22 protein-coding genes are annotated in these 21,420 nt (G+C 57.0%); 3 read left to right on the top strand and 19 right to left on the bottom strand.

Annotated elements, in window-relative coordinates; genetic code table 11:
* Nucleotides 1-78 precede the first annotated feature (78 nt).
* From OGY62_RS20600 to OGY62_RS20575, 6 genes are all read right to left on the bottom strand, one after another.
* Nucleotides 79-1,074 carry a carbohydrate kinase family protein gene (locus OGY62_RS20600; RefSeq protein WP_286460494.1) on the bottom strand — a complete coding sequence of 332 codons (996 nt, stop codon included), beginning with the start codon at nucleotides 1,072-1,074 and terminating at the stop codon, nucleotides 79-81.
* The gene (locus OGY62_RS20595) at nucleotides 1,071-1,931 is read right to left on the bottom strand and encodes a ketose 1,6-bisphosphate aldolase (RefSeq protein ID WP_115609748.1); all 861 of its coding nucleotides are present in this window, start codon (nucleotides 1,929-1,931) and stop codon (nucleotides 1,071-1,073) included. Before OGY62_RS20595 ends, OGY62_RS20600 begins: the two co-directional genes overlap by 4 nt.
* A gap of 14 nt (nucleotides 1,932-1,945) precedes the next feature.
* The gene (locus OGY62_RS20590; protein ID WP_024130824.1) at nucleotides 1,946-2,626 is read right to left on the bottom strand and encodes a D-lyxose/D-mannose isomerase; all 681 of its coding nucleotides are present in this window, start codon (nucleotides 2,624-2,626) and stop codon (nucleotides 1,946-1,948) included.
* 125 nt (nucleotides 2,627-2,751) lie between these two features.
* Nucleotides 2,752-3,693 carry an ABC transporter substrate-binding protein gene (locus tag OGY62_RS20585; RefSeq protein WP_286460477.1) on the bottom strand — a complete coding sequence of 314 codons (942 nt, stop codon included), beginning with the start codon at nucleotides 3,691-3,693 and terminating at the stop codon, nucleotides 2,752-2,754.
* A gap of 101 nt (nucleotides 3,694-3,794) precedes the next feature.
* Nucleotides 3,795-4,790, bottom strand: a complete 996-nt coding sequence (locus OGY62_RS20580) for an ABC transporter permease subunit (RefSeq protein WP_047459617.1) — start codon at nucleotides 4,788-4,790, stop codon at nucleotides 3,795-3,797.
* Entirely contained in the window at nucleotides 4,787-6,307 is a 1,521-nt protein-coding gene (locus OGY62_RS20575; RefSeq protein WP_058668426.1) for a sugar ABC transporter ATP-binding protein, read from the bottom strand. The genes OGY62_RS20580 and OGY62_RS20575 overlap by 4 nt, the downstream gene beginning before the upstream one ends.
* Before the next feature lie 114 nt (nucleotides 6,308-6,421).
* Between OGY62_RS20575 and OGY62_RS20570 the strand changes: the two genes are divergently transcribed.
* Nucleotides 6,422-8,692, top strand: a complete 2,271-nt coding sequence (locus OGY62_RS20570) for a hybrid sensor histidine kinase/response regulator (RefSeq protein ID WP_286460476.1) — start codon at nucleotides 6,422-6,424, stop codon at nucleotides 8,690-8,692.
* 14 nt (nucleotides 8,693-8,706) lie between these two features.
* On the opposite strand, the gene alsK is transcribed toward OGY62_RS20570, so the two are convergent.
* From alsK to OGY62_RS20540, 6 genes are all read right to left on the bottom strand, one after another.
* Complete coding sequence (gene alsK / locus OGY62_RS20565; protein ID WP_047459611.1) at nucleotides 8,707-9,621, bottom strand: allose kinase; 915 nt, start codon at nucleotides 9,619-9,621, stop codon at nucleotides 8,707-8,709.
* The gene (alsE, locus tag OGY62_RS20560; protein ID WP_047459608.1) at nucleotides 9,605-10,300 is read right to left on the bottom strand and encodes a D-allulose-6-phosphate 3-epimerase; all 696 of its coding nucleotides are present in this window, start codon (nucleotides 10,298-10,300) and stop codon (nucleotides 9,605-9,607) included. Before alsE ends, alsK begins: the two co-directional genes overlap by 17 nt.
* Nucleotides 10,301-10,310: 10 nt before the next feature.
* Entirely contained in the window at nucleotides 10,311-11,291 is a 981-nt protein-coding gene (gene alsC / locus OGY62_RS20555) for a D-allose ABC transporter permease (protein WP_012134559.1), read from the bottom strand.
* Nucleotides 11,270-12,802, bottom strand: a complete 1,533-nt coding sequence (alsA, locus tag OGY62_RS20550) for a D-allose ABC transporter ATP-binding protein AlsA (protein ID WP_012134558.1) — start codon at nucleotides 12,800-12,802, stop codon at nucleotides 11,270-11,272. The genes alsC and alsA overlap by 22 nt, the downstream gene beginning before the upstream one ends.
* Nucleotides 12,803-13,028: 226 nt before the next feature.
* Nucleotides 13,029-13,964 carry a D-allose transporter substrate-binding protein gene (alsB, locus tag OGY62_RS20545; RefSeq protein WP_012134557.1) on the bottom strand — a complete coding sequence of 312 codons (936 nt, stop codon included), beginning with the start codon at nucleotides 13,962-13,964 and terminating at the stop codon, nucleotides 13,029-13,031.
* 53 nt (nucleotides 13,965-14,017) lie between these two features.
* Nucleotides 14,018-14,908 (bottom strand): MurR/RpiR family transcriptional regulator, encoded by an 891-nt coding sequence (locus OGY62_RS20540; protein ID WP_047459603.1) that lies wholly within the window; start codon nucleotides 14,906-14,908, stop codon nucleotides 14,018-14,020.
* Nucleotides 14,909-15,267: 359 nt separating this feature from the next.
* Between OGY62_RS20540 and rpiB the strand changes: the two genes are divergently transcribed.
* On the top strand, nucleotides 15,268-15,717 hold the full coding sequence (rpiB, locus tag OGY62_RS20535) for a bifunctional allose-6-phosphate isomerase/ribose-5-phosphate isomerase RpiB (protein WP_024130821.1): 450 nt from the start codon (nucleotides 15,268-15,270) through the stop codon (nucleotides 15,715-15,717).
* A 69-nt stretch (nucleotides 15,718-15,786) separates the two neighbouring features.
* Entirely contained in the window at nucleotides 15,787-16,119 is a 333-nt protein-coding gene (gene yjdP, locus OGY62_RS20530) for a DDRRRQL repeat protein YjdP (RefSeq protein ID WP_286460475.1), read from the top strand.
* Nucleotides 16,120-16,174: 55 nt separating this feature from the next.
* On the opposite strand, the gene phnP is transcribed toward yjdP, so the two are convergent.
* From phnP to phnJ, 7 genes are all read right to left on the bottom strand, one after another.
* Nucleotides 16,175-16,933, bottom strand: coding sequence for a phosphonate metabolism protein PhnP (gene phnP / locus OGY62_RS20525; protein ID WP_286460474.1), 759 nt, complete (start codon nucleotides 16,931-16,933; stop codon nucleotides 16,175-16,177).
* 8 nt (nucleotides 16,934-16,941) lie between these two features.
* Entirely contained in the window at nucleotides 16,942-17,376 is a 435-nt protein-coding gene (gene phnO / locus OGY62_RS20520; RefSeq protein ID WP_198447244.1) for an aminoalkylphosphonate N-acetyltransferase, read from the bottom strand.
* Nucleotides 17,363-17,917, bottom strand: coding sequence for a ribose 1,5-bisphosphokinase (phnN, locus tag OGY62_RS20515; RefSeq protein ID WP_012134548.1), 555 nt, complete (start codon nucleotides 17,915-17,917; stop codon nucleotides 17,363-17,365). The genes phnO and phnN overlap by 14 nt, the downstream gene beginning before the upstream one ends.
* 2 nt (nucleotides 17,918-17,919) lie before the next feature.
* Nucleotides 17,920-19,056 carry an alpha-D-ribose 1-methylphosphonate 5-triphosphate diphosphatase gene (gene phnM / locus OGY62_RS20510; protein WP_114848690.1) on the bottom strand — a complete coding sequence of 379 codons (1,137 nt, stop codon included), beginning with the start codon at nucleotides 19,054-19,056 and terminating at the stop codon, nucleotides 17,920-17,922.
* Nucleotides 19,053-19,733, bottom strand: a complete 681-nt coding sequence (gene phnL, locus OGY62_RS20505; protein ID WP_047459594.1) for a phosphonate C-P lyase system protein PhnL — start codon at nucleotides 19,731-19,733, stop codon at nucleotides 19,053-19,055. The genes phnM and phnL overlap by 4 nt, the downstream gene beginning before the upstream one ends.
* Before the next feature lie 123 nt (nucleotides 19,734-19,856).
* Nucleotides 19,857-20,615: a phosphonate C-P lyase system protein PhnK gene (phnK, locus tag OGY62_RS20500; RefSeq protein WP_047459591.1), complete on the bottom strand. Its 759-nt coding sequence runs from the start codon at nucleotides 20,613-20,615 to the stop codon at nucleotides 19,857-19,859.
* Nucleotides 20,612-21,403, bottom strand: coding sequence for an alpha-D-ribose 1-methylphosphonate 5-phosphate C-P-lyase PhnJ (phnJ, locus tag OGY62_RS20495; RefSeq protein ID WP_174234025.1), 792 nt, complete (start codon nucleotides 21,401-21,403; stop codon nucleotides 20,612-20,614). The genes phnK and phnJ overlap by 4 nt, the downstream gene beginning before the upstream one ends.
* Nucleotides 21,404-21,420: the final 17 nt, after the last annotated feature.

Below are 21,420 nucleotides of genomic sequence, written 5' to 3'. Positions count from 1 at the left end.
CAGTTGCCGGATGGCGGCGTAAACGCCTTATCCGGCCTACTGTAGGCCTGATAAGCGTAGCGCCATCAGGCGAAATGGCTACAAAAGCGTTCGCAACTCCTCAAGCGTTTTCGCGCCATCAATCGCATTGGCGCACAGCAGGCTGACCCGCGCGCAGGCGTGCGCCAGCTTAATGCTCTCGGCCAGCGGCCATGCTTCGTGGCAGCCATACAAAAAACCGGCGCAGAACGCATCTCCCGCGCCAACGCTACCGACTATCTCCCTCTGCTCCAGCTTTTGCGACGGTATCCAGACGCCAGGCTGATCCGGCGTTTCGCCCCAGGCGCCTTCCGGGCAATGAATCACCACCCGCTGGCGGACGCCTGCATCCAGCAATTCGCGGGCGGCTGCGGCGATGTGCGGAATATGCGGTTCGCCGTTGGGCTGGCGGATCTCCAGATCGCTGAACTCTCCGGCCTCCAGCTCGTTGATCACCAGATAATCCAGATGGCGTAGCGCGGGCAAAACCAGCGGCTGATAGCGCGGATCGCCTTTGCGGGACACCAGATCCAGCGAAGTCTCAAAGCCCTCCTCATGCATCTGCGCCATCAGCCGTGCGCTGCGGGTGCCGTAGTCATCATCCGGCATATCCAGACTGTCGAGCAGCAGCAGATAGCCCAGGTGGAAAATCTTCATCGAGGCATCAAGCTCATCGAACGCGGGCAGATCCAACAGACGGTTAGCGCCGGGGGAGTGGAAAAAGGTGCGCTGCCCGCTGGGATCGGTCATCACCTGCGACATCGACGTGGGGGCAAACGTGGTGCGCTGGACATGCTGGCGATTGACGTGATACTGCTCCAGCATCGCCATAATGTAGTCTCCGTCGGCGTCCTGGCCGATTAATCCCACAGCCTGTAACGGCAGCCCGGTGTGCATCTTTGCCAGCGTCAGCAGGACATTAAGCGGCGCGCCGCCCGTCGAACGTTCGCTATGGGTGATTTCCGCCAGCCAGCCGCGCTCCGGCCACTGTACGATTTGGTGCACATGGTCGACCAGCATATTGCCCGCCGCGATAATGCCTTTGCGTTCCATCAGATCTGCCCCGCGCTGCCAAAAATGCGCATCTGTTCCGATACCGTATCGGTGATCGCCTCTTCAATGCCCAGCAGCAGTTCGGCGAACTCATCGTACAGCGGCTGGCGGTTAGCCATCCGTGATTCCACCGCCGCCAGCGCGGCCTGCGACATGCCGGTGTAGAAATTGATTTTGTGAATGCCCAGCGTAATGGCGCGACGAAAATCCTCATTGCTGATGCCGGAACCGCCGTGCAGTACCAGCGGCAGCGCCGTTTGCTGGCGAATGGCGTCCAGACGCGGGAAATCGAGTTTGGGCTCGCCTTTATATTTGCCGTGAGCGTTGCCGATGGCGACGGCCAGGGCATCAATACCGGTGCGGTCAACAAAATCGCGCGCCAGCTGCGGATCGGTAAACAGCGATTCGTCGGCATGACCATACAGCGCGCCGCCCTCATCGCCGCCAACTGCGCCAAGTTCCGCCTCTACCGACACGCCAACGGCGTGGCACATCTTCACCACTTCCCGGGTCTGGCGGATGTTTTCCTCATACTCCAGCGTGGAACCATCAAACATTACCGAGCTGAAGCCCAGACGTAACGCCCGCACCACGGATTCAAAATGCAGCCCGTGGTCGAGGTTAAGCACCACCGGAATATCGTGTCGGGCGGCTTCGAATTTTACCGCTTCGACCAGCGAGTCCAGCGAAACATACTTAAAATGGACTTCGGCAATGTTAATGATAAACGGCGAGCGTTCCTGCCTGGCGGCGGCGAACAGCGCGCGTAAAAAGTGGGAATCCAGAACGTTAAACGCCCCCAGCGCATAGCGATGCTTGCGGGCATGGTCGAGTCCATCGGCAAGAGAAATCAACGGCATAATGTGCTCCTTGTTCAGCAGAACAGGCGGTACTCGTTACACAACACCAGTTGCGCCGGTTCATCTTCTTCAATGTCGTTATAGCGGGCGATCGGCTGGAGAAAATGGTTGTCATGGTCATCGTCATTGACGGAAGAAACTTCGCCGACCAGCACGTCGCCAAACCCTTTTTCCGCCCAGAAGCTGTGATACAGGCCCGGCGTCAGGCAAATGCTTTCTCCTGGCGAAAGGCGCAGTTGGCTGCCTGCCGCATGGGTCTGTCGACAGCCGTCTATCACAATAGTGACGTCGGTATTGTCGGTCTGGTCCCGGGAGTCGGCGTTCCACAGTTCAACGATTAAATTACCGCCGCCGCGATTGATAATGTCTTCACGCTTGCGCCAGTGGAAATGCATCGGCGTAACCTGCGCGTCGCGCACATGCATGATTTTTTCCGCGTAGCATTTCTCATAAGGCATACCTTTGGGCGAGCCGTTGCGCAGGGTAAACAGCGTCAGTCCCTGAGCGGCAAAATCTGTCCCGCCGAACGCGGTAACATCCCAGCCGAGCCTGAGATCGAATACTTCGCTCCAGGCGGCATCAAGCTGACGCCATTGCGATGGGGCAAAGCTGGCGAAAGGCGGCAGGTGGACGTCATGCATGGAAAAGAATTGCCGCGTGTGGCCGAGAATTTCGTTTATTTCGGAGCGTTTCATTGAAAGAATTCTCCTTATTGTGATGTAGCCTTGTAGGCCGGATAAGGCATTTTTGCCGCCATCCGGCATGGGTTTACTGCCTGATGGCGCTGCGCTTATCGGGCCTACGCAGAGGCCGCTTTCCGTTATTTCACCGTCCAGCCCTTGTAGCTGCCGATGTTGTTTTTATCGATCATCGTCACCGGAATCAGCACAGGTTCACCAGGCGCCGGTTTGCCCTGTAGAATGTCATAGCCGATCTCCACCGCTTTTGCCGCCATCACCTGCGGATCTTGTGCGGGGGTCGCCACAAACAGGGAATTTTCACGCTTCAGCGCCTCTTCGCCATCGGGCGAACCATCCACACCGACGATAAAGAACTCATTGCGCTGTGCCTGTTTCGCCGCCAGATCGGCGCCGATCGCCGTCGGATCGTTGATCGCAAATACGCCGTCGATCTTCGGATTCGCAGCCAGCAGGGCGGTCATCACTTCCAGCCCGCCTTCGCGACTGCCTTTGGCGTTCTGGTTCCAGGAGAGCACCTTGATATCCGGGTGGCGTTTGAACTCGGTCTGACAGCCCTCGACACGGTTCTGCACGGCGGAAACCGGCGGCCCGTTGATGATCACCACATTGCCTTTGCCTTTCAGACGATCGGTAATGTATTTACAGGCCATTTCGCCCGCCTGGGTGTTATCAGAGGTGATGGTGGCGTCTGCGCCTTCGGCAGCTACGTCAACCGCGACCACCACGATCCCGGCGTCTTTCGCCCGTTTCACCGCCGGGCCGATCCCTTTTGAATCTGCGGCGTTAAGGATGATCATATCCACCTTCGCGGCAATAAAGTTGTCGATCTGCGAAACCTGCTGACCCAGATCGTAGCCGCTGGAGACCAGCGTCACTTTTACGCCATCACCGGCTAGTTTGCGTGCTTCCAGCTCCGCCCCTTTTGTTATCTGCACGAAGAACGGGTTGGCAAGGTCGTCCACCGTCACGCCGATGGATTTCAGTTCTTTGGCCTGTACAAACGGCGATGCGGCCAGTAACGCGCCAGCACAGAGCGCGGTCACTAATGGTTTCAAACGCATACTCTTTTCCTCACGTAGGGTATTGTTGTTATAAGCCTGATGGCGCTGCGCTTATCCGGCCTGCGAACGGGCAGGCCTGCGCCGCCATCCGGCAAGCTTGTCTATGCACTTTGATGGTGTCGGGTACGGTATTTGTCGATCAGCACCGCTATGATGATCACCGCCCCTTTGATCACCAGTTGCCAGAAGTAAGAGACGCCCATCAGCGTCATGCCGTTATTCAGGGTGGCGATGATCAGCGCGCCCACCAGCGTGCCGGTGATCGTGCCGATCCCGCCGACAAAACTGGTACCGCCGAGGATCACCGCCGCGATGGCGTCCAGCTCATACCCCATGCCTAAGTTGCCGTTGGCGCTGTAGAGACGCGAGGCGCTCATTACTCCGCCCAGCCCCGACAGCAGGCCGCTCATGCCGTACACAAACAGCAGCACCAGCCACACTTTGATGCCGGTTAAACGCGCCGCCTGCATGTTGCCGCCCACGGCATAAATATGTACGCCCAGCGTGGTGCGGCGCAGAATGAACCAGCACAGCACGATCACCGCGAGGGCGATAACCACCAGCCACGGAATCGGGCCAAGATAGTTATTGCCAATCCACTCGAAGCTGATGTTGGAGTTGATCACCGTGGTGCCGTCCGCCAGCAGGTAGGCCGCGCCGCGCAGCGCCGTATAGGTGCCGAGCGTGACAATAAAGGGCGGCAGCCCGGCGAAGGCCACCAGCGCGCCGTTAATCAGCCCCAGCCCCAGGCCGAGCATCAGCGCCGCCGGAATCGACAGCATGGCGAACTCCGGTATCAGAGAGACCACCATCGCCGCCACGGCGGTGGTGCCGAGAATCGACCCCACGGAGAGGTCGATGCCGCCGGTCAGAATGATGAACGTCATCCCCGCCGCCAGCACGATGTTGATCGACGCCTGGCGGGTGATGTTCAGCAGGTTGCTTTCAGTGAAAAAGTTAGGTGCGATAAAGCCAAATACCGCCACGATCAGCACTAAAATCGGTAAAATACCGACCGTTTGCATCAGATCGCTCATCAACATCTTTTTTGCGGAGGCGGACTTCGCCACCTGCTGGGGAGTGGTTGGGTTATTCATGATTTCACCGCCTCAAGGTGGGAGTCGTTTACGCCGGTCGCCAGCCGCATGATGTTTTCCTGTGTGATGTCCTGGCTGTACAATTCCCCGGCAATGCTGCCTTCATGCATGACGTAGACGCGATCGCTCATGCCGACGATTTCCGGCAATTCACTGGAGATCATCAGGATCGCCACGCCCTTACGCGCCATTTCGTTCATGATGCGATAGATCTCGCTTTTCGCGCCGACATCCACGCCGCGCGTCGGTTCGTCCAGAATCAGAATGCGCGGGCCGATGGCGACCCAGCGTGAGATCAGGAGCTTTTGCTGATTGCCGCCGGACAAACCTCCGGCGCGAACCTGGGCATGCGGCACGCGAATGTTGAGCAACTGAATGGCGTCATCGGAGATGCTTTGGGCTTTTTTACGGTTCAGCATCCCCCAGTTGGCGTCGCGTTCCAGCGTCGCCATCGTAATGTTCTCTGCCGCCGCCAGTTCTAAAAACAACCCCTGTTCTTTGCGGTTTTCGGTGAGGTAGCCAATACCGTGCTCAATGGCCTCACGCGGGGAGTGGATCACCACCGGCTCGCCATCCACCTCGATCATCCCGCCGGTGGCTTTACGCACGCCGAAAATCAGGTGCGCCAGTTCGGAGCGCCCGGCGCCGACCAGCCCGGCCAGGCCGACGATTTCGCCGGAACGTACCAGCAGGCTGCACGGCTGCACTTTACCGCCGTCGGTAAGGTGATGAACGTTCAGGCGCGGTTTACCGAGCGGGATGTCGCGTTCTTTGTTGAACAGGTCGCTTAACGGACGCCCCACCATCATGCGCACCAGTTCGGACGCGTTGAGTTTGTCGCGGGTGAGGCTGCCGACGTACTGTCCGTCGCGCAGGACGCTGACGCGATCGGACAGCTCATACACCTCCGCCATGCGGTGGCTGATATAGATAACCGCCATCCCTTCATCGCGAAGGCGCATGATCAGCTCAAACAGACGGTGGGTTTCACGAGATGAGAGGGCGGCGGTTGGTTCATCCATCACCAGGATACGGCTGTTGCGATGCAGGGCGCGGGCGATCTCCACCTGCTGCTGTTCGGCGATGGTCAGCCGCATTACCCGATCGCTGGCTTTAAACTGCGCGCCGAGCCGGTCGATGACCTTTTGCGCCTGCAACACCATCTCTTTACGCTGCACGATGCCGCCGCGCGACAGTTCGCTGCCGAGGAAAATATTTTCGGCGACGGTAAGGTTAGGCGCAAGCTGCATCTCCTGATAAATCAGAGTAATGCCTGCGCTCAGGGCATCTTTCGGCCCACGAATATGAAAGGGCTGACCGTCGATCAGAATCTCGCCGCTGGTGGCGGTATATGCACCGGCGAGAATCTTCATCAGGGTGCTTTTACCGGCGCCGTTTTCGCCCATCAGCGCGTGGATTTCACCGGGGTATACCGTCAGATCGACCCCTTTCAGCGCGTAAAATTTGCCAAACGCTTTGGCAATATTGCGCATCTCCAGAACCGGTGTCCTGCTCATGGCGGATCTCCTGCGGGGTTAGCGATATCAGCACTCCATCACAGGAAAGTAAATGCAAAATGTCAGAAGCCGTTCATATTTGTCATATTGCGATTTTTCTTCATGGAGCGTGATATGCCGCAGCACAGACGTCACTTTTTCGCCAGTGCGCGCGGGCGACTGCTGTTTTTTAATCTGCTGGTAGTGGCGGTGACGCTGATGGTGAGCGGCGTGGCGGTGCTGGGTTTTCAGCATGCGAGTCAAATACAGGAGCAGGTGCAGCAGCAAACCGTCGATGACATGACCGGCAGTATGAACCTGGCGCGCGATACGGCGAACGTGGCGACGGCGGCGGTGCGGCTGTCGCAGGTGGTCGGCGCGCTGGAGTACAAGGGCGAAGCGGAGCGGTTGCAGGAGACTCAGCGGGCGCTCAGGCATTCACTCGAACAACTGGCGACCGCTCCGCTGGCGCAGCAGGAACCGGGGCTGGTGGCCCGCATTATTCAACGCAGCAACGAGTTGCAGACCAGCGTGGCGGGCATGTTGCAGCGCGGGCAGCGGCGGCATCTGGAACGTAATACGCTGCTGAGTTCGCTGTATCAGAATCAGAGTTACCTGCGGCATCTGCAACAGCTTGATGCGGCGCAGGATGCGGCGTTGTTCAGTCAAATGGATCGCCTGATTAGCGCCGCCATCGAAACGCCGACGCCGCGCGCCGTCATTAAACAGCTGGATGGCGTGATGCGCGCTCTGCCTGAGCAACATGCCGATCCGCTGGTGAACGTGATTCTGTCTGACTTTAACCAGGAGTTACGCAAACTTGAACCGCTCTCGGCGGCGCTGGAGCAAAGCGACCTGGCCATCAGCTGGTACATGTTCCACATCAAAGCGCTGGTGGCGATTTTAAACAGCGACATCAATCAGTATGCGGCGCAGGTGGCGATCATCTCAGAACAGCGGGTGGCGCAAAGCCATCAGGAATTGCGCTCCGGCGCGTTGTTTATCATGACCTTCGCCCTGCTGGCGGTGGTGATTACCGGTTTTGCCGGGTGGTATATCTACCGCAACCTCGGTTCTAACCTGACGGCGATTTCGCGCGCCATGACCCGGCTGGCGCACGGCGAATCGGATGTCAGCGTCCCTGCCTTGCAGCGGCGGGACGAGCTGGGGGAACTGGCGCGCGCGTTTAACGTTTTTGCCCGCAATACGGCGTCGCTGGAGCGCACCTCCCGCCTGCTGAAAGAAAAGACCTCCCAGATGGAGATCGACCGAACGGAGCGTCAGGGGCTGGAAGAGGCGCTGCTGCACAGCCAGAAACTGAAAGCGGTAGGGCAACTGACGGGCGGGCTGGCGCATGATTTTAACAATCTGCTGGCGGTGATTATCGGCAGTCTGGAACTGGTCAGCCCCGACTCGCCGGATGCGCCGCGCATTACCCGCGCGCTGAAGGCCGCCGAGCGCGGGGCGCTGCTGACGCAACGCCTGCTGGCATTCTCCCGTAAACAGTCGCTGCACCCGCACTCGGTGGAACTGAAAACGCTGCTGGAAAACCTGAGCGAACTGATGCGTCACTCGCTACCGGCCACGCTGACGCTGGAGATAGAAGCCCAGTCGCCCGCCTGGGCCGCATGGATAGACGTCAGTCAACTGGAGAACGCGATCATCAACCTGGTGATGAACGCCCGCGATGCGATGGAAGGGCAGACAGGGACGATCAAAATCCGCACCTGGAATCAGCGGGTTACGCGCAGTGACGGACGTCGTCAGGATATGGTGGCGCTGGAGGTGATCGATCACGGCTGCGGTATGTCGCAGGAGGTGAAGACGCAGGTGTTCGAGCCGTTCTTCACCACCAAACAGACCGGCAGCGGCAGCGGGCTTGGGTTATCGATGGTTTACGGCTTTGTGCGCCAGTCAGGCGGTCGTGTCGAAATTGAGAGCGCGCCGGGGCAGGGGACGACGGTCAGATTGCAGCTTCCCCGCGCCATCGCGCCTGCGGTGGCAAACCTGGAGCCGGTCGCGGTGCAAAGTACCGCCAGCGTCGAGAAACTGGTGCTGGTACTGGAAGATGAAGCGGATGTTCGTCAGACGTTGTGCGAGCAACTGCATCTGCTGGGGTATCTGACGCTGGAGGCCGCCAACGGCGAGCAGGCGATGCAGATGCTGGCGTCATCCGGCGAGATTGATTTTCTTATCAGCGACTTAATGCTGCCAGGCAGTCTGAGCGGCGTGGAGGTGATCAACCATGCCCGCAAGCATTATCCCCGCCTGACGCTGCTGCTTATCAGCGGGCAGGATTTACGCCCGGCGCATAACCCCGCGCTGCCGGATGTGGCGCTGCTGCGTAAACCGTTTACCCGGGCGCAGCTCGCGCAGGCGCTGCGGGCGGCGCATGTGCAGGCCTGATAAGCGTCGCGATATCACCGCGACGACAGAAAACGGCAGCGCGCCAGCGTTGCCGCGCCCTGCGCGCCGTTAAACGCGGAGGACGAGGCGGCAATAAAACGTACGGCCTGATACGGCAACGGTCGGCGCAGGTATTTTTGGATCAGGGTAATTAATTGTTCGCGCGGGAAAGCCTGCATATCCATCACGCCGCCGCCCAAAATCACCGCATCGGGATCGAACAGATTTATGCTGGTGGCAATCGCGCGGGCGGCGCTTTCCAGCAGCGCCTGGACGAATGGCGCCTCTCCGGCGTGGACAAACAGTGCGTCCAGCGCGAAATCCCGTGGCTGTTGTTCGTACCAGCGTTTCAGCGCCAGCCCGGAACAGACCGTTTCGAGGCAACCTGGATTGCCGCAGGCACAGGTCTGCGTCATGTCGCCCTGGGGAATGTGCCCCAGTTCGCCCGCCACGCCATGCGCTCCAGTCCAGGGCGCGCCGTTCATCCACACCGCGAAGCCCATTCCCGTGCCGAGGTAGGCAGCCAGCACCTGCTGCTGTGTGAGATGATTTTCCACGACGTCATACGACAGCTGTAAGTTCACGTCGCGGGAAAACGCGACCGGGCAGCCCAGCGCATCCTCCAGTTTTCCCGCGAGGTCATGCACTTCTTCAGGTTGCAGCGGCAAATTGGGTGTCGAAATGATGGTGCGGTTGTCTTTGCCGACCAGCGCCGGAAATCCCATCACCAGACCACGGCAGCGCGCCCCGTAGCGTGCGATCTGTTCGCTAATCATCTGCGCAATACCGGCCACCACGCCGGGCGCGATCACCTCCGCCGTACGCTGTTTCTCACAGTGCAGAGTCTCACCGCTTGCCGTTTGCAGGCAAAAACGGATATGGGTCGCCCCCATATCCACACCCGCCACAACGCTATGCTGTTTTTGCATGAGGCAGTACCTCGTTTTTCGCCGTCAGGATCTGCGCCGTCATCACTTGCCATGCGTCGTCGATATTCTCCGCGTGGTTAAACAGCCCGGAGGTGCCGACGATAAAGACATCCGCACCTGCCGCCATTAATTTTTCGTAGGTGGCCTGATTGCAGGAGCCATCCACTTCAATTTCGTAATGCAGCCCTTCACGCTCGCGCCAGGCTTTCAGCTCGGCGATTTTATCCAGCATTTCCGGGATGAACGGTTGCCCGGCAAAGCCGGGATCGACGGTCATCACCGTCACTTTATCAGCCTTATGGATATAGTATTTCATCGCCTCAACCGGTGTTTCCGGGTTGAGAATCAGGCCCACTTTCATACCGTGGCGGCGGATTTCGTCAATCAGACGGAATGCCTGACCGTTGATGGTTTCCGGGTGCAGCGTGATGAAATCCGCACCGGCGCGCGCCAGTTGACCAATATAATCCTGCGGACGCGTCACCATCAGATGACAATCAAGAGGTTTGCTCGCCAGTTTCTTGACCTGGCTGACGAAGAAGGGGGACAGCGTCAGATTCGGCACAAAGTGGCCATCCATAATATCAATATGAAAATAGTCTGCATGGCTGTCGATAAATTCGATCTGTTCTTTAAACTTCAGCAGATCCATACACATTAAAGAGGGAGAGATTTTCATGATCCATTCCTTACTTACTGATAAGACGGTCAAGGGCGACAGCCGCGATAATTAATCCGCCCATCACCACCAGTTGGTAATAGGTTTGTACCTGCAAAATATTCAGACCGTTGTTGATGGTGCCGATGATTAAGCCGCCAATTACCACCGAGAAGATGCGTCCCTTGCCGCCGAAGAAGCTGGTGCCGCCAATGATGGCGCTGGCGATGGCGTAGGTTTCAAAACCCATTCCGGCTAAGGGTTCTGCGGCGCCGAGTCGCGCAGTAGAAACCACGCCTGCCAGTCCCGCGCAAATGCCGGAGATGATAAACACCACCAGGATGTGAAACTTCACGTCAATCCCGGAATAGAACGCCGAGTTTTTGTTGCCGCCGAGCGCGTAGATGTTGCGCCCAAGCCGCATGCGGGTAGTGAGGAACCAGAGGATCACCGCGACAATCAGCGAGAAGATGACCGGCACGGGGACACCTAACACGCTGGCGGCGAAGAAGTTCACGAAGTCGAATGAGAAGCCGTATACCGAGTTGGCGTCGGAAATCACCAGCGTGATACCACGGAAAATCGCGTTAGTGCCAAGGGTGATAATGAACGGATGCAGGCCAGTCCAGTTCACCAGGCAGCCGTTAATCGCCCCCAGCGCACCGCCGACCAGCACGCCGCCAATCAGCGCCGCAAAGAACGGATCGACGCCTGCCAGCATCAGTTTGGCCGTCACCATCCCGGACAACGCCAGAATCGCCCCGACGGAGAGGTCGATACCGGCGACCAGGATGGCAAAAAATTCACCCATGCCGATCAGCACCGTTACCGAACTCTGGACAAAAATCTGGGTGATGTTGTTGGTGGTCAGAAAATATTCTGACGACAGCGAACCGAAGATGGCGACGATAATCGCCAGGATGAAGAAGGTGCCGTATTTATCCCAGAACAGCGCAAAGTTGAACGGTTTCTTCCCGTTCACGTCACCTTTTACTCTTGTGGTAATGCCCATGCCATTATCTCCTCTTCGCTCATGTCATCGCGATTGGTCAGGATTTGCGTCAGTCGTCCTTCGCAGAACACGGCGATGCGGTCGCAGACGGCGATAATTTCAGGAAGTTCAGATGACACCATCAGGATGACTTTTCCGTCGTCCGCCAGCTGGCGCATCACTTTATAAATTTCGGCTTTCGCACCGACGTCGATACCACGGGTCGGCTCGTCGAAAATGATCACCTCCGGGCTACAGCACAACCATTTGGAAATCAGCACCTTCTGCTGGTTTCCGCCGGAGAGTTCGGTGATGTTCTGGTTAACGGAATGACACTTCAGCGCCAGCAGTTCGCGCTGCGCTTCGGCGGTACGCTGCTCGTCGCCTTCGTGGAACAGGCCCATCGCCCCCTTAAAGCCGCCGCTTTTCAGGCTGCGGCCGATCGCCATGTTCTGGGCGATAGAGAAATTGGGGAAGAAGCCGTTATCCCGGCGGCTTTCGGTGATGTAAGCCATCCCTTTTTTCACCGCATCCAGGGGTGAGCGCGGGGAGATGGTTTTCCCGTTCAGACGGATCTCGCCGCTTGCGCGTTTATCGACGCCGAACAGGCAATCCATCAGCTCGGTGCGCCCGGAGCCGACCAGTCCGGCGAAGCCTAAAATTTCGCCCCGGCTGACGCTAAAGGAGATATCGCGAACCTTTTTCTTGTCGCGGCTGGTGACGTTTTTCACCTCGAATACCGTATCGCGCTCGATATTGCCGGTGCTCTCTTTCATGGCGTTAAAGCGGTTTTGCAGTTCGCGGCCAACCATCAGGCGGACGATATCGTCGTTGCTGACGTCGCTCACCATCCCGCTGCAAACGCTGCTGCCGTCTTTCATCACCGTATAGCGATCGCAGATGCGGCGAATTTCCGCCAGCTTATGCGAGATGTAGACGATGGCGGTGCCCTCTTTGCGTAGCTGGTTCATGATCAGAAACAGGTAGTCCACCTCTTTATTGGTGAGCGAGGAGGTGGGTTCGTCCATGATGATCACTTTGGCGTTGAGCATCAGCGTCTTGGCGATTTCCAGCATTTGCTTATGGCTGATGGATAAATTCGCCACCTTTTCGTCTAAATCGACTTTTAAACCGACGCGCAGCAACATCATGGCGGCCCGTACGCGCATCTCTTTCCAGTCAATCATATTGACGCCACAGACTTTTTTCGTCAGATGACGACCAATATATAAATTCTCCAGCACGGTTAATTCATCAATCACGCTGAGTTCCTGATAAATAATGCCGATACCGAGTTGTGCCGCTAATTTATGATCCAGCTTGTCGTAATTAACGTTATTAATCGTAATGGTGCCTTTGGTCGGTTCATGTATTCCCGATAGAACCTTCATCAACGTTGATTTACCGGCGCCATTTTCTCCTAATAATGCGTGTATTTCATAAGGATAAACCGTTAAATCAACCGATTTTAATGCGTGAACCGGACCAAAGGATTTGCCGATCCCCGCCATCGAGATATATGGCGTGACCATAATTAACCTCTTTTACACTTCATCCTTCAAGCTGCCTCTTTGTTGGCTGCCTTCGCTCACCCCAGTCACTTACTTATGTAAGCTCCTGGGGATTTACTCAGTTGCCGCCTCGATGCATCTCGAATGATTTTGTGTAAGAAAAATATTGACTAAATCAGTGCCATTGCCTGATGGCGCTACGCTTATCAGGCCTACGTTCGCGTCGCCATCCGGCCTATTTACGGACTTACTTTGCGACCAGGATGGAATCGACCAGCTTAAATTCCGGCGCTTTATCCAGCGGGATCACGTTGCCTGATTTCGCGGCATCCACCATCAGCCTGAGCCCTGTCGCGCCGATATCCGCAGGGTTCTGAGCGATGGTCGCCGTCATCTGTCCGGCCTCCACCATTTTGCGGGCTTCCGGGATACCGTCTGTACCCACTACCAGCACTTTTCCGCTTTTCCCGGCGTTAGCCACGGCCTGGGCGACGCCCATCGCCATGGTGTCGTTAGCGCAATAAATCGCTTTGATATTCGGGTTGCGTTGCAGCACGTTGGTGGCAACGTCTAACGCTTTGATTCGGTCCCAGTCTGCGGGTTGGCTGGCGACCAGCTTGATTTGGCTTGCCTTTTTGAAAGCCTCGGTTGCGCCATTGCGGCGCGCCTCGCCGGAGGCGTTACCGGCTTTACCTTCAATAATGGCGACTTCACCGCCCTCGGCGCCCAGTTTTTCAATAATGAACTCCGCGCCTTTGGCGCCTACGGCGACGTTATCGGTAGTGACAAACCCTTCGACGTTACCGCCCGCTTTTTTCAGGTTATCCATATCGATTTTTTCATCGAGATTGACCAGATAAATCCCTTTCTTCCACGCGCGGGCGACGGGCATCACCAGGTTTACTGAGGATAATGGCGCAAAGGCGATACCTTTGTAATTTTTATTGCTGAGATCTTCGAATAGCTGCAACTGAGACTGAAAGTCGCCTTCCGAAGGCGAGGCAAAAATATCGACGCTGACGCCCAGCGTTTTTGCTTCATCTTCAATACCTTTTTTCATATCCACCCAGAATGGATTGGATAATGTTTTTAATACTACGGCATATTCGGCGGCGGCAAATGCGCTGGTGGACAACATTAAGCCCATAGCCGCACCGCTGAAATATTTCAGATATTTATTCATAGCAGTATTCTCAGTGTAGGGTGTTGCTCCCGAAAATGAGAGCAACGAGCATTTTATTTCAGCGCGCCTGGTGAAAAGAAATCAACAATTGCGCCAGTTTTTTGCATATTAATGGTTGCCTGTTCGATATTCAGTTGGGCGACGGAAACAAAAAATGCATCCAGTAGAGTGAGTTGTAATATGCGTGCGGAAGCATTACGCCCTAATAACGGTGTTTCTGGTGCTGGCGAACAAATAATATAGTCAGCCAATTTGGCGATAGGTGAATGGTAGCTGTGGGTGATACAGATAATTTTGGCACCATTCCTTTTCGCCAGTTCAACCGCGGCTTTTACATCACTGGTGCGCCCGGAATGGGTCACCACCAACACGACATCGCCTTCTTTTAATAGCGATGCGGACATCATCATGATGTGCGCGTCCGGGTAAGTCTGGCAGCGCACGCCGATGCGTAAGAACTTATGCTGTACGTCCGCGCAGATGGCATTCGACCCGCCAGCGCCATACAAATCACGCTGCTTCGCCTGATAAAAGAAGCGTGCGGCGCGATGAATCTCATCCACGTTGACGATTGACTGACCTTCCATAATGGTGCGCAAGGTAATGTTGAATACCTTATTCACCACATCCTGCGGCGCTTCATCAAAGGCCAGTTCGGCAGGCAATACCTGCTCAGACTGAGAAAAATAGTCTTCCAGCGCGCTGCGTAAGTTGCGAAACCCGCTGAATCCCAGCAGTTTCGATACCTTAACAATCATGGCTTCAGATACCGCCAGCGCCTCTGCGACATCTTTAATGGCTGGCGCGCTACTGAGATTACCCGGCTTGAGTAACCACTCGACGATACGGCTCTCGTTCTCCGTCATGCCTTCCTGCTTCATGCGCAGGTAAGGCGCAAGCCCGATGCCGTTTGGAAGCCCTGAATCAAATTCTGACTGACTCATTACGCTCTCTTGTCCTTGAAATGAAGACGCCACTATATCACCACAGCAGGAACAGAAAAGATGCTGACCACTTCACAAAATAGTTAAATTTATAAAGTTTGTCATTTTGTGAATTTAATAGCGTTGATAAAAATACGGAATGAAAATAAGTCAATATAAAACAATGAATTATAGTTTTTGCTTGTTCAGGCGCAGCCTGTGTAAGCATCAATGTCGGGTATTTGTCGCTCTTGCTTTGCCGAACGGAGGTGTGTAGAACAGGCCCATACAGCGTCTTTCTGTCGATTTATTGTTCTTTTAAATTCATTTAAATCACAAATATTTTTTATTCGTAAAGTTTGGCCGGGGCGAGAATGAGTATGAAAAAGATTGCATTTGGCTGTGATCACGTTGGTTTTATCCTGAAACAGGATATTTTGACGCACTTAACCCAGCGCGGTATTACGGTGATTGATAAGGGAACCTGGTCGCCGGAGCGCACGGATTACCCGCATTATGCCAGCGAGGTGGCACAAGCCGTTGTCTCTGGCGAGGTTGATGGCGGTATTCTGGTGTGTGGCACCGGTGTGGGGATTTCGATAACGGCAAACAAGTTTGCCGGGGTCCGCGCCGTCGTTTGCAGCGAACCCTATTCGGCACAGCTTTCGCGCCAGCATAATGATACCAACGTGCTGGCTTTTGGCTCGCGGGTTGTTGGGCTGGAGCTGGCAAAAATGATCGTGGATGCCTGGCTGGATGCGGGGTTTGAAGGGGGGCGCCATCAAAAGCGCGTGGAGGCGATTATGGCGATAGAACAGCAGGGCAAATGAGATTCCTCCGCTACACGTCGAACAGGCCATTCGCTACCGTGAGGGGAAGATCTCTGCGAGGCTGGTTTTATGAAACGCTATTCTACGCTCATTGCTCTGGGTCTGTTGTCGCTGACGACGCTTCCTGCGCATGCCGATATTGTTGATGACACCATCGGTAATATTCAGAAGGCGATCAATGACGCGTATAAATCTGACAACGGGCGGGATTATGAGGATGACCGCCGTGATGAAGAGTGGCAGCGCCAGATGAGCGACGATCGCCGCAGACAATATGACGACAGACGCCGTCAGTTTGAAGATCGGCGTCGCCAGTTGGACGATCGCCAACGCCAGCTCGATCAGGAACGTCGTCAGCTGAAAGATGAAGAGCGCAGAATGGAAGACGAGTACGATCGTTAACCGCGCGACAATCGTAGGCCGGATAAGGCGCAATGCGCCGCCATCCGGCGTAAGGCTACTCCAGCACAATCTCCATCCCGTCATATCCGGCTTCAATGCCGCCCGGCAGGGGGTTATCCATCAGCCATACGTCGAACGAGTGGCTGATGTGGGTGAGAATGACCCGTGGGCAGTGAATCACCTCATTGAGCGCGATAACCGTGTTTACATCGCAGTGATTACGCGGCGCTTCCGCGCGTGGCGCGTGACTACAGTCGATGACGATCGTCTGCGGCTGGTTATTCAGCAGAAATTTTACTGTCTTGTCCGGCAGCGCTGCGGTGTCCGATAGCCACGCGACGCGGCTGTGCGCAGATTCCAGCAGATAGCCAAACGTCAGTTTTGAATGGTTAAGCGGCAGCGGCGTTACCTGTAATCCCTGGAGATCGAAGACCACAAACGGTTCGACGGTATGGCTGAAATCAAGGATGCCGGGGTGTTTAAACAGATCGTCGCAGCCCTGTTCATCCGGCGGGCCATAAACCGGAATCGCGGCGCCCACGCCCCAGCGCAGGGGGAACACCCCCTGAACATGATCCATATGATAATGCGTGAGCAGAAACTGCTGAAAAGATCCGGCGGGCCAGCGATCGGTAAGATCGTGCAGGCCCGCATCAAGCAGCGTTACCGCGTCATTGAATTTGACGACGCCGCTACAGGGGCGGCGGCGATACTGCTCCTGTAAGCGTGCCCGACGGCAGGCGAGACAATCGCAGCCGTATGCTGGCACGCCCTGTGCGCCGCCGGTTCCTGTAAGCGTAATCGTCAGGCTCATTAGTCACCTCAAAGCGCTTTGGTAAAACGAAAATGGCTTTGCGCATACCCTTCACGCAGATAAAACCGGTGCGCATCATGGCGTTTCACGCTGGTGGAAAGCTCCGTCATCTCCGCGCCGGCCTGGCGGGCTTCTTCTTCCGCCCATGCCAGCAATCGGCTGCCGACTTTCAGACCTCGCGCCTGCGGCATCACCACCAGTTCCTGGATCTCCCCGATCCAGTTAGCGTGATGCAGGTGGTACTGCATATGCAGGCCGATCATCCCGACAACCTGCCCGTCGCGCAGCGCCAGCTGGTAGCGTATCGTGCGATCCTGCAAATTTGAGGCAAACCCGGTGCGAAAGGCCTGGCGATCGAACTCCGCTTGTTTCAGTTCGCAGATCAGTTGATACACCGCGTCGGTATCGTCCGGCGTGGCCCGGCGTAGTTCACAGACAGGCATGGCTTTTCTCCTGGCGGCCCATTAACGTTAATAAGGTATCGACTGACTGTAGCAAACTTCCGTCATTATTGAGGATATGACAGTTAAAAGGGGCGTAACGGGCCGCGCGCGCCAGGCGAGCGGCAATCTCGGTTTCGCTTTCACGCCCGCGCGCCTGTAGGCGCTGGCGCAAAATATCGGGAGAGACCTGCAAACAGATGGGCAGCAGCGCTTTGCCGTAGCGGGCCTGCGCCTGCGGCAGATGGGCGCGTGAGCCGTTAACCACCACGTCAAAACCGGCGTGCAGCCACAGATCGATCTCCACGCCAACGCCGTAGTACAGGCCATTAGCGTGCCAGCTCAGCGCCAGTAAATTTTGCCCTGCCCGAGTGAAAAACTCCTGCTCGCTCAGCGCAATATGGTTCTCGTTGCCCGCGTTAGCCGCACGCGTGATATAGCGGTGCGCAACCAGCAACTGCGTATGTTCCCGCTGGCGGAGCGCCGCCAGCAAACTGTCCTTACCGGAGCCGGACGGCCCCATCAGCCAGATCAGTTTTCCCATAGTCAGAACACCCTTTTACCCTGACGCCAGACGTGGTCGATATGAATGTGATCGCCTTTACGGTGCGCCAGCACCAGATCGGCGCGCCTGCCTTCGGCGATGATGCCGCGATCGTCGAGATTCAGCGCGCGCGCCGGGTTGCGTGTCACCAGGTGTATTGCCTGCGGCAGCGTAAATGTGTTGGCCTCGTCGTCCGCCACGCGGAATGCCGCGTCGAGCAGGCTGGCGGGGTAATAGTCGGAGGAGAGGATATCCAGCAACCCCAGTTCTGCCAGCTTATGCGCCGCCACGTTGCCGGAGTGCGAACCGCCGCGCACGATGTTGGGCGCGCCCATCAGTACGTTCATCCCATGCTTGCGTGACGCCTCTGCCGCCTCGAACGTGGTGGGAAATTCGGCGATCACGCTGCCAAGCTGATGCGATTCCAGCACATGATCGGGCGTTGCGTCATCGTGGCTCGCCAGCGCGAGATGACGTTCGCGGCACATCTGTGCGATGGCGGCGCGGTTCGGCTGCGACCAGCGCGCCGCAAGCTGAAGCTGTTCCTCTTCGTAGTGGGCCATCTGCTCATCATTGAGTGAATATTTGCCCTGATAGTATTCACGGTACTTCTCGCGGTTAGCGAACTGGCGCTGACCTGGCGAGTGATCCATCAGCGAGACCAGCGTTACCGGCTCGCGATCCACCAGCTTTTCGAACAGCGGCAGGGTGGTGTGATGGGGCAATTCACAGCGCAGATGCAGACGGTGTTCGGCGCGGTTAACGCCGCGTTTCTGCGTCTCTTCGACGGCATTGATCATCTTTTCCAGATTTTCCAGGCGATCGCCGCCGTCGCGGACATCGCCAATCGCAACGGCATCCAGCACGGTGGTGATACCGCTGGCGACCATCAGCGCGTCGTGGCTGCTCATGGCGGAATGGGCGGGCCAGTCCACCTTCGGGCGTGGGGTGAAGAATTTGTCGAGATTATCGGTATGCAGCTCAATTAAACCCGGCAGCAGCCAGCCGCCTTCGCCATCCAGCGCCTCGGGGTGACGGCTCTGACTTTCCGCAAAGGCGCGGATAATCCCATCCTGCATTTCCAGCGATCCCTGCACCACTTCGTCTTCCAGCACCAGCTTTACGTTGTTGATAATCATGATGTGGTTCCCATCAGATGCAAACGATCCGCTACGCGATCGCGTACGGTTTGATCGTGAAAAATGCCGACAATCGCCGCGCCGCGCGCTTTGGCTTCTTCAATCAGCGCGACCACGGCGGCGCTGTTTTTGGCGTCCAGCGAGGCGGTGGGTTCATCAAGCAGCAGGATCGGGTAATCGACGATAAACCCGCGCGCGATATTCACGCGCTGCTGCTCGCCGCCGGAAAAGGTGGAGGGAGCGAGATGCCATAGCCGTTCCGGGACGTTCAGGCGCGTCAACAGGTTCGCGGCTTTCGCGGCGCACGTTTCGCGGGCGACGCCCAGATCCAGCAGCGGCTGCATCACCACATCCAGCGCGGAGATCCGGGGGATCACGCGCAGAAACTGGCTCACCCAGCCGATCGTCGAGCGACGCACTTCCAGCACCTTGCGCGCCGGGGCCTGCACCAGATCGATCCACTCATCGCTATGACGAATGTGGATGTGCCCTTCGTCCGGCAGATAGTTGGCATATAGCGAGCGCAACAGCGTCGATTTACCGCTCCCGGAGTGACCGTGCAGCACCACGCATTCACCGTTTTGTACCTCCAGAGAGGCGTTTTGCAGCACCGGCAGGCGCACGCCATTTTGCTGGTGCAGCACAAAGGTTTTACTGACGTTTTCTACGCGAATCATTTTGGCCTCTTAATTCTGATTGCCGGATGGCGGCTTCGCCTTATCCGGCCTACAGGTGCGCTTTTTGTAGGCCGGGTAAGCAAAGCGCCACCCGGCAAAACAAAAAATCAGCAAAACAAAAAATCAGTTCTGCAATACCGACGACACCAGCAACTGGGTATACGGATGATGCGGATCGTCGAGCACGCGGTCGGTTAATCCACTTTCCACCACCTGACCCTGCTTCATCACCAGCAGACGGTCTGCTAACAGGCGCGCCACGCCCAAATCGTGGGTGACAATCACCACTGCCAGATCCAGTTCCACCACCAGGCCGCGCAGCAGGTCCAGCAGCTTTGCCTGTACGGAAACGTCCAGCCCGCCGGTGGGTTCGTCCATAAACACCAGCTTCGGGTGAGTGACCAGATTGCGGGCGATCTGCAAACGCTGCTGCATCCCGCCGGAAAAAGTGGTCGGCAGGTCGTCGATGCGCGAGGCCGGAATTTCTACTTCCTCCAGCCAGCGCTTCGCCGTGGCGCGAATTTCACCATAGTGACGCGCGCCGGTGGCCATCAGGCGTTCGCCGATATTGCCGCCCGCCGAGACCTGGCGGCGCAGTCCGTCCATCGGATGCTGATGCACCACACCCCATTCCGTGCGCAGCAGGCGGCGGCGGTCGGCTTCGCTCATGCCGTACAGTGAACGGTTCTGGTACAAAATGTCGCCGGACTGCGGCGTCAGGCGTGAGGAGATGGATTTCAGCAGGGTGGTTTTGCCGGAACCGGACTCCCCGACAATGCCCAGCACTTCACCAGGCCACAGGTCAAAAGAAACATCGCTGAAGCCTTTGCCCGGCGCGTAGAGATGGGTCAGGTTATTGACTGAAAGCAGCGGTTGCGTCATTTGCTGAGTGCCTCGCTCTGTTGGCGGCAATAATCGGTGTCGGAGCAGACAAACATCCGTTTGCCGGTGTCATCCAGCACCACTTCGTCGAGATAGCTGTGCGTTGAACCGCAGATGGCGCAGGGCTCATCCCAGGTTTGTACGGTGAACGGGTGATCGTCGAAATCGAGGCTTTCCACGCGGGTCCAGGGCGGCACGGCATAGATGCGTTTTTCTCGCCCCGCGCCGAACAGTTGCAGCGCGGGCATCATATTCATCTTCGGGTTGTCGAATTTCGGGATCGGCGACGGGTCCATGACGTAGCGGTCATTGACCTTCACCGGGTAGGCGTAGGTGGTGGCGATATGGCCGAAGCGGGCGATATCTTCGTACAGCTTCACCTGCATGACGCCGTACTCTTCCAGCGCGTGCATGGTGCGGGTTTCGGTTTCGCGCGGTTCGATAAAACGCAGCGGTTCAGGGATCGGCACCTGGAAGATAATGATCTGATCTTCGGTCAGCGGCGTTTCCGGGATCCGATGACGGGTCTGGATCAGCGTCGCGTCTTCCGTGCGTTCGGTGGTGTTCACGCCGGTTACGCGCTTAAAGAAGTTGCGGATCGACACGGCGTTGGTGGTGTCATCCGCCCCCTGGTCGATCACTTTCAGAATGTCCGGCTCGCCAATCACGCTGGCGGTAAGCTGAATGCCGCCCGTTCCCCAGCCGTAGGGCATCGGCATTTCACGCCCGCCGAACGGCACCTGATAACCGGGGATCGCCACCGCTTTTAAAATAGCGCGGCGGATCATGCGTTTGGTTTGCTCGT

The sequence above is a fragment of the Citrobacter sp. CK198 genome (assembly GCF_030333295.1).
Taxonomy (GTDB): Bacteria; Pseudomonadota; Gammaproteobacteria; order Enterobacterales; family Enterobacteriaceae; genus Citrobacter_B; species Citrobacter_B koseri.
Note: the sequence above shows the minus strand (reverse complement) of the source record. Positions and strands in the feature narration are given on the sequence as shown.

Coding starts and splice junctions, on each gene's coding strand:
- alsK (WP_047459611.1), bottom strand. CDS start 9,621: ATGCAAAAACAGCATAGCGTTGTGGCGGGTGTGGATATGGGGGCGACC.
- phnK (WP_047459591.1), bottom strand. CDS start 20,615: ATGACGCAACCGCTGCTTTCAGTCAATAACCTGACCCATCTCTACGCG.
- OGY62_RS20570 (WP_286460476.1), top strand. CDS start 6,422: ATGCCGCAGCACAGACGTCACTTTTTCGCCAGTGCGCGCGGGCGACTG.
- phnL (WP_047459594.1), bottom strand. CDS start 19,733: ATGATTCGCGTAGAAAACGTCAGTAAAACCTTTGTGCTGCACCAGCAA.
- OGY62_RS20580 (WP_047459617.1), bottom strand. CDS start 4,790: ATGAATAACCCAACCACTCCCCAGCAGGTGGCGAAGTCCGCCTCCGCA.
- yjdP (WP_286460475.1), top strand. CDS start 15,787: ATGAAACGCTATTCTACGCTCATTGCTCTGGGTCTGTTGTCGCTGACG.
- OGY62_RS20575 (WP_058668426.1), bottom strand. CDS start 6,307: ATGAGCAGGACACCGGTTCTGGAGATGCGCAATATTGCCAAAGCGTTT.
- OGY62_RS20590 (WP_024130824.1), bottom strand. CDS start 2,626: ATGAAACGCTCCGAAATAAACGAAATTCTCGGCCACACGCGGCAATTC.
- alsC (WP_012134559.1), bottom strand. CDS start 11,291: ATGGGCATTACCACAAGAGTAAAAGGTGACGTGAACGGGAAGAAACCG.
- alsB (WP_012134557.1), bottom strand. CDS start 13,964: ATGAATAAATATCTGAAATATTTCAGCGGTGCGGCTATGGGCTTAATG.
- phnM (WP_114848690.1), bottom strand. CDS start 19,056: ATGATTATCAACAACGTAAAGCTGGTGCTGGAAGACGAAGTGGTGCAG.
- OGY62_RS20540 (WP_047459603.1), bottom strand. CDS start 14,908: ATGAGTCAGTCAGAATTTGATTCAGGGCTTCCAAACGGCATCGGGCTT.
- phnP (WP_286460474.1), bottom strand. CDS start 16,933: ATGAGCCTGACGATTACGCTTACAGGAACCGGCGGCGCACAGGGCGTG.
- OGY62_RS20585 (WP_286460477.1), bottom strand. CDS start 3,693: ATGCGTTTGAAACCATTAGTGACCGCGCTCTGTGCTGGCGCGTTACTG.
- rpiB (WP_024130821.1), top strand. CDS start 15,268: ATGAAAAAGATTGCATTTGGCTGTGATCACGTTGGTTTTATCCTGAAA.
- alsE (WP_047459608.1), bottom strand. CDS start 10,300: ATGAAAATCTCTCCCTCTTTAATGTGTATGGATCTGCTGAAGTTTAAA.
- phnN (WP_012134548.1), bottom strand. CDS start 17,917: ATGGGAAAACTGATCTGGCTGATGGGGCCGTCCGGCTCCGGTAAGGAC.
- alsA (WP_012134558.1), bottom strand. CDS start 12,802: ATGGTCACGCCATATATCTCGATGGCGGGGATCGGCAAATCCTTTGGT.
- phnO (WP_198447244.1), bottom strand. CDS start 17,376: ATGCCTGTCTGTGAACTACGCCGGGCCACGCCGGACGATACCGACGCG.
- phnJ (WP_174234025.1), bottom strand. CDS start 21,403: ATGATCCGCCGCGCTATTTTAAAAGCGGTGGCGATCCCCGGTTATCAG.
- OGY62_RS20595 (WP_115609748.1), bottom strand. CDS start 1,931: ATGCCGTTGATTTCTCTTGCCGATGGACTCGACCATGCCCGCAAGCAT.